Below are 4,005 nucleotides of genomic sequence, written 5' to 3' on the forward strand. Positions count from 1 at the left end.
ACCCTTAATAAGGGGGGCATCTGAAAGTTTTCAATACCTACCTATGTGCAATTAATTGTGTCTAGCTACTCAAAAAAGGGGTTTTATTTGGTTTCTGGGGCAGGATTTTGCAGATTTTCCAGTTGTTCTCTTTGCTTGCGTTTAAACTCCTCGGCCGCTTCGTTGATATTATTGAGGGTGTCTTCCTGAAATTCCGATCTGTCCCGGCTACGGCGAAAATTACTATTATGAATCAAGTCTAAAGGATCAAAACCACCGAGAGCATCCCTGCCATCGGAACTACGTTCATTTTTTTGATAATCCGGCTGACTGGGGTTCAAGCTTTGAGCTAACACTTGCGGATTAAAATCAGCCCCGACTAATAAAATAGTAGCTAGAAATAAAGACGATTTGATTAACATTTTTTGAGTATTCATAATCTAACTAACTCCTCAGAAAATTATCTTGTTTTTGGTCGTGAGAAATTTACAAGCTTTTCAGTGAACAGTAAACTAATAACTGGTAACTGGTAACTGGTAACTGGTAACTGATAACTGATAACTGATAACTGATAACTGATTTAAGCAAAACGACGACGAAGTAAGGGCTGAATTGCTAAAAGGATTAGCAGATCAAAAGCTAAGAGCAAGGCTAAAACTGTCAAGAAATTGAGGTCAAGCCAAGGGGTTTGTAAGACTATGCTATCAAAAGACCAGTGCTGATTGAAATAAATATAACGGATCGGTTCGATCGCATAGGTGAGAGGGTTGAGACTGGCGATTACTTTTAACCAATCTGCCATAAAGTTTAAGGGTGCGAGGGCGGTACTGGCAAATAAAAGCGGTAAATTGGTGACGAAAATGACGGCGATTAATTCGATATGTCCGGGGAGAGCAAATGTTAAACTGAGACTTAAGGCAGTCATCCCCAAAACGATCAGGAACACAATCAAAGCGATCGCACCTAATCCAGCTAAACTAGGCCATCCGGCCCCTAAAAAGGCACTAGCGGCCACGATCGAGGCGGTTTGGATGAAACTGAGGACGATAATATAGATGGTAGAAGCGGCCACGATCGAGTAACGAGTGGTTAAAGGTGCTACCAAGAGACGGTTAAGAAAGCCAAATTCTCGATCGAACATTACCGGCAAACCGGCATTTAAGGCCCCGGAAAAAGCGGTAAAGACAATCACTCCGGGGGCGAGAAATTTAGCATAACTGAGATCGTTGCCGAATAGACCCTGGGGAGCATTATAAAACAATGCCCCAAATAAAATCAGCCACATAAATGGCTGAATTACCCCCGCGATTAGGGTTGAAGGACGACGTTGTAATTGGATGAACAGACGTTTAGTCATGGCCAGAGTTTCTTGCAGAAATTCCCCTAGCACATTTCCCCCATCGTCCACCGTTGCTGCTCTGGTGGGATTGGGGGCTAAACTAGCTTTTAAGGAAGAAGGTGTGATCGTTTGGCTCATGAAATATTTACCTCTAATGCAGTCTTAACGAGTAATTTAGATAGTCAACAGTTTATCAGTGATCAGATGGCTCTCTTGGGGTTCTGGTGAGGGGCAAATCCTCTCGAAAAAAGGGCTTACACTCTACCACTATACAAGGGGCATCAGTCCTGGGGGAGAAGAATGTAAATATTTATTAAATTGTATTTTATGATACAATTTGGGGGGGAAGTGTGTATGCTACCCCTATTTCTCTATGGCTAATGCTGTTTAATTCTAAAAATGAAAAATTCAATTTTAGCGGCGCTGAGTCAAAAATCTCTCTCAGTTGGTATTGTGGCATCAGCCGTTTTCTTCGGCACTACTAGCCACGCCTTGGCCAGCGTTCTGATTGCCGGAGCTCCCAGCAGTGCGAGTTGGCTCAACGACGTTCAAGCAAAAATTGCTGGAACTGGCCTGATTTCTGGGAGCGTAGATATACTGAATGTCGGCTCTTCTACCCCAACTCTCGCGCAATTACAGGCTTATGATGCCGTACTGTTCTTTTCTGATGCATCTTTTGCTAATCCAACCACTTTCGGTAATGTATTAGCAGATTACGTCGATGCGGGTGGTGGAGTAGTCCAAGCGACTTTTTCGTTCTGGAGCTCTGGCTTTAATGTTGGTGGTCGGTGGAGGGCGCAAAACTACGATGTTTGGCAACCAGGAGGACAGAACCAACCCGGAAATCTAACATTAGGAACAATTTACGATCCATCCAACCCGATCCTCGCAGGCGTTACCAGCTTCAATGGTGGGTCATCGAGTTTCTACAATACAGTGGGATCTCTCAACCCTACAGTGGGACCTCTCAACCCCGGTGCGGTGGCAGTGGCTGACTGGAGCAATGGGGCACCGCTAATCGCTGTCAATACCTCCACATTTGCGGGCAAAATAGCTGGGTTGAATTTTTATCCCCCATCAAGCGATGCTCGATCAGATTTCTGGGTCAGTAGTACCGATGGCGCACTGTTAATGGCCAATTCCCTGAACTTCGTCACCAAACAAGTTTCTGTTCCCGAACCCAATTCTCTTCTTGGACTGTTTGCTATCGGGACTCTTGGCGCAGCTTCAACCCTCAAGCGTCAACTAAAATCCTCCCAATCCACCGAAAAGAAACCCACAAAAGTCGGCTAAATTGGCCACAAAATATCACAAACACCCCTTCATTCAGTCAGTGGAGGGGGTTTTGTTTTTTTTGTTTTTCGATGGGTAGCATCTCAGTCGTGAATTATGTTAGGATTCGCCCTAGAATGATCAAAAATCATGACTACACAAGCAACAGTAATCCAAGGTACAGCCAAAGAAATTAGGGAAGCACTGGCGCTTATACCAGATGATGAAATTGTCCGCCTTATGGTAGGTCGTCCCAGCTTATCTATTATTGCCAGAAAATTACAGCACGAGGCCGCAACTCTTGGCATGATAGCTGCGGAACACGACGCACTCATGGCATCGTTAAAAGATGATTTGTGATGGGGGTTGTTGTTGATACCAATATTCTCGTCAGTTTCGCCATCCGTCCGAACGAAAATTTTGAGCGAATGTTCGATTTTTTGGCGAGACAGGGCATTATCTTAATTTCCGATGATACAGTTTCCTCTCTCTATTTTTTGGGGGTTTCATGGGAGGATCGGGAAAGAGCTATGGTGCAATCCCGATCATCATGAAACGAGACTCGATATTTTACCGGCTTTTTCAACAATCCCCCTCCCTTCTCTTCGATTTACTCGAAAACCCACCAGCTAATGCCACCGAATACCGCTTTGACTCCGTAGCCGTCAAAGAACCCAAATTCGAGATCGATGGCGTATTCCTGCCACCCGATAATGATAGTAGCGGGGTGATCTATTTTTGCGAAGTGCAATTTCAAAAAGACGAACGACTCTATGAACGGGTTTTCGGCGAATCATTTTTGTATTTTTATCGCCAGCGAGAACGATTTACCGATTGGCAAATTGTTGTCATCTATCCCACCCGTAGTCTAGAACAAAGTAACACCCATCCCTACCGAGCGCTCCTCAATTGTAACCAGGTGCATCGAATTTATCTCAACGAATTAGGGGAAATTCAGCAGTTACCCCTAGGGGTTGCCTTGATGGTACTCACCACTGTGGAAGAAACCCAAGCACCAGAAAAAGCCCGCTATTTACTGGCACGAACCCAACAACAAATTGCAGATCCAGAAGCAGGTCGCGCCATAATAGAAATGATTGCCACAATTATGGTGTATAAATTTACTAACTTGAGTCGGCAGGAGGTGGAAGCGATGCTAGGACTACAATTGGCAGATACAAGGGTATATCGTGAAGCCAAGGAAGAAGGACGACTGGAAGGACAACTGGAAGGACGACTGGAAGGACGACTGGAAGGAGAATCTGCCCTGATTTTGCGTCTGTTGCAACGTCGTTTTGGTGCGGTGGATGAGGTGTTAGCTGCCCGGATTCAGGCTCTAGAAATCGAGCAATTAGAGTCCTTGGCTGAGGCTTTGTTGGATTTTACGGCATTAAACGACCTAGTGCTTTGGCTAA

At 44.9% G+C, this 4,005-nt stretch carries 6 protein-coding genes; 4 read left to right on the forward strand and 2 right to left on the reverse strand.

Annotated features, from left to right (window positions below):
• Window positions 1-83: 83 nt before the first annotated feature.
• Complete coding sequence (locus IQ234_RS20105; protein WP_193958373.1) at window positions 84-416, reverse strand: hypothetical protein; 333 nt, start codon at window positions 414-416, stop codon at window positions 84-86.
• Window positions 417-559: 143 nt separating this feature from the next.
• The gene (locus IQ234_RS20110; protein WP_193958374.1) at window positions 560-1,456 is read right to left on the reverse strand and encodes an ABC transporter permease; all 897 of its coding nucleotides are present in this window, start codon (window positions 1,454-1,456) and stop codon (window positions 560-562) included.
• 261 nt (window positions 1,457-1,717) lie between these two features.
• Here IQ234_RS20110 and IQ234_RS20115 point away from each other — a divergent pair, with 261 nt between their 5' ends.
• The 4 genes from IQ234_RS20115 to IQ234_RS20130 all read left to right on the forward strand — a co-directional run.
• On the forward strand, window positions 1,718-2,611 hold the full coding sequence (locus tag IQ234_RS20115; protein WP_228008640.1) for a PEP-CTERM sorting domain-containing protein: 894 nt from the start codon (window positions 1,718-1,720) through the stop codon (window positions 2,609-2,611).
• 129 nt (window positions 2,612-2,740) lie between these two features.
• Window positions 2,741-2,950, forward strand: coding sequence for a hypothetical protein (locus IQ234_RS20120; protein WP_193958375.1), 210 nt, complete (start codon window positions 2,741-2,743; stop codon window positions 2,948-2,950).
• Complete coding sequence (locus IQ234_RS20125; protein ID WP_193958376.1) at window positions 2,950-3,144, forward strand: hypothetical protein; 195 nt, start codon at window positions 2,950-2,952, stop codon at window positions 3,142-3,144. Before IQ234_RS20120 ends, IQ234_RS20125 begins: the two co-directional genes overlap by 1 nt.
• On the forward strand, window positions 3,141-4,005 hold an 865-nt coding region (locus tag IQ234_RS20130; RefSeq protein WP_193958377.1), incomplete at its 3' end, for an Rpn family recombination-promoting nuclease/putative transposase. The genes IQ234_RS20125 and IQ234_RS20130, both read left to right, overlap by 4 nt.

Source organism: Microcystis aeruginosa LEGE 91341 (genome assembly GCF_015206885.1).
Taxonomy (GTDB): domain Bacteria; phylum Cyanobacteriota; class Cyanobacteriia; order Cyanobacteriales; family Microcystaceae; genus Microcystis; species Microcystis aeruginosa_H.